This is a genomic window from Flavobacterium sp. CAU 1735, from assembly GCF_039888695.1.
Classification (GTDB): Bacteria; Bacteroidota; Bacteroidia; order Flavobacteriales; family Flavobacteriaceae; genus Flavobacterium.
Genome location: NZ_JBDQQQ010000013.1, coordinates 1 through 2,573 on the forward strand (window position 1 = coordinate 1; position 2,573 = coordinate 2,573).

A 2,573-nucleotide genomic window follows, 5' to 3' on the forward strand; every position below is an offset into this window, starting at 1 on the left:
TCTTTATTTTTTGTGCCTGCTGATTTACAATCAGTTTTATCAGAATTTTAATTGATTTTATTTCTATCCGTTTGGGATGCTAGTACCAAACCGTCATGAGTCCTCAGAATCATATCGTTATGGGTTCCAGAATCAGGAGAAGGACGATGAAGTTAAAGGCGAAGGGAATAGTGTAAATTATACGTTCCGTATGCATGATCCGAGAATAGGAAGGTTCTTTGCGAGAGATCCACTGGAAGGAAAGTATACTTATTTAACACCTTATCAATTTAGCTCTAATCAGCCTATACATGCAACGGAATTGGAAGGAAAAGAGAGTAGTCACGAACTAAATGCAGGAGTAAAAATAAGTTATACTTTAGGAGGTGGCCTTACTGGTAGTTTATATGCGGGGGCTTCTACAACAAGAAGAAAAGGTGACATTGGAGTAATGGTTTCTTTAAATATAGCAGGAACAGCCTATTTCGGCGGACCTGGAACTTCTCCGCTAAGTCCAAACTTATTTACATTAGCTGCAAGTCATGCAACAACTTTAGGTGTAGGTAAAGGTAGCACGATGAATTTAAATTTATTCAATTCTCAAAGTGGCTCCGGTGTAAATAATTCTTTTGACACATCTTACACTATTGGTGGTAATGGTATATTAAGTACGGGAAGAAATAGTGACGGAAGTAACAGAAATCAATGGACGGGAGCTGCTGCAATAAAATTAGGAAATATACAAATTGCATCTTATAATGATGCGATTAGACCTCCATTGTTTATTGGCTCAGGGACCGATCAATTTTGGACAGCAGGAGTAAATCTTCAAGTCAAAAGTGGCGATTTAACCGCTAGCTATTCTTTTGATTGCTATTATGGACTGTCTAATGAAAAAGCCCAGTACCATGATGACAGAATACTTAGGGGGCAAAATTTTGACAATCAAAATGTGTTTGACTTAATATTAAATAATGGTATAGAAAAAATGTCATTACAGCATTCCAGTTTTGGGGTTATACAATCAAGTAGCAGAACAGGAAGCAGTACTTTTTGGCCATCGGATAATATGCATAATGCAATTTCTTGGCCGTCTTTTAGGAAACCAGACGCTACTTTTCATCATTTATTTGTTCCATATGGCGATGGCAAAAGCAAGCCTTCAGCTAATAAAATAATATATTATCTTTCAGGAAAAACGTTTGATAATAGTTTATATTTAATAGACATGGAGGCTAGATCTAAGTCTAAGTAGGATTTTATATGATGAGAGAAAAAAGTGAGTGATTATACTCACGGACTACTGACGCTCTATTCTCATTACATTTTAGCAAGAGTACTATATTTAAAAAGCCCCCAGCTATTGGGGGCTTTTGTAATTTAATCAGTTATGTTAAATAACAGCTTCTAACATGTATATGATTATGAAAATGAATAAATACACCATTAAAAATCCTGCAAAAATTCCTAGGCCTATCGCTCTATTCTTCTTGAAAAAGAAAAAATAGAGCGATATTATGAGTAGCGCTATGGGCAACAAAATGGCATAAAAATTAAAATTGTCTAACATCTTTATAAAATAAAGAACACCTAATAAAGATATAATTGTAAGCACGAAACTTTTAGCAAATGTGTTCATATATAACAAGTGTCATTTTCCTGACTTTTTCTTATAAAGATCATCATAAAATTTGAAATTTGGATTGACTTCAACGCTTTTATAACGTTTTACTCCATCCTTTGTTTGAAATGTGTTATGGAGAGTATTGTTCAAATCTTTTAAAAATTCGCCCATAAAATTATTGTCATAGGAATGTGCGTCCATCCATTCGATCTCATCATAATGCTTCGTAACATCTTGTAATTGTAAATTAACTGTTTTATCATTCGTATATCTTTCGCCGCCAGCTAATCCTCCTTGCACCCCATCAATTCGATTATAAATATGTAAGTGATGTGCTATTGATTCATTGTTTGGATTTTCTATTGAGCTGCCCTCATAGGTTGGTGTTGCTATTGTTATTAAATCAACCTTAATCCCTGTTTGTTTATAAATTAGTCTAGCTGCTTGAATAGAGACATTACCCCCATGGCTGTGCCCGATTAACGTTATAGGTGTATCTCCATATGTAATACTACCATCTTTATTCATTTTATCGATACCAGCATTCATCCGTGCTGCAAAAATATGTCTAACTAGATTTCTGGCTGCAATAGCTCTGTCAGCCTCGTTATTAAACGTGTAATTCCTCTCTCTGGTAGTATTGCGACCATACCAGGTTCTATGAGGAATTATTTCATTCCAGTTAAACTTGTCATTGTATGTCACGTTGGTTGTGTATTTTAAAATCCCATGGATTAAAGTTTCATCTCTTTTCAATTGATCATTAGGATATGCCCATCTTTTATTTGTTGAACTTGTTCCTGTTACAAAAAATGCTTCAAGTCCTTCTAATTCAACTGCATCCATGACTCTATTTTCGCTAAAAGCATAAGGAGAATTCCATGTATAGTCTCTCTCCAGAGGATCTCTTGCAAAGAACCTTCCTGTTCTCGAATCATGCATTCGGAACGTATAATTCAGGCTATTCCCT

1 protein-coding gene and 1 pseudogene are annotated in these 2,573 nt (G+C 35.0%); one reads left to right on the plus strand and one right to left on the minus strand.

Annotated elements, in window-relative coordinates:
* The first annotated feature begins 76 nt into the window (after positions 1-76).
* Complete coding sequence (locus tag AAFN64_RS17585) at positions 77-1,234, plus strand: RHS repeat-associated core domain-containing protein (RefSeq protein ID WP_347761484.1); 1,158 nt, start codon at positions 77-79, stop codon at positions 1,232-1,234.
* Positions 1,235-1,630: 396 nt separating this feature from the next.
* Here AAFN64_RS17585 and AAFN64_RS17590 read toward each other — a convergent pair.
* A pseudogene (locus AAFN64_RS17590) lies at positions 1,631-2,573 on the minus strand (hypothetical protein); the annotation flags it as partial.

Excerpts from the sequence above, each read along its gene's own strand:
- AAFN64_RS17585 (WP_347761484.1), top strand. The coding sequence starts at position 77 with ATGCTAGTACCAAACCGTCATGAGTCCTCAGAATCATATCGTTATGGG.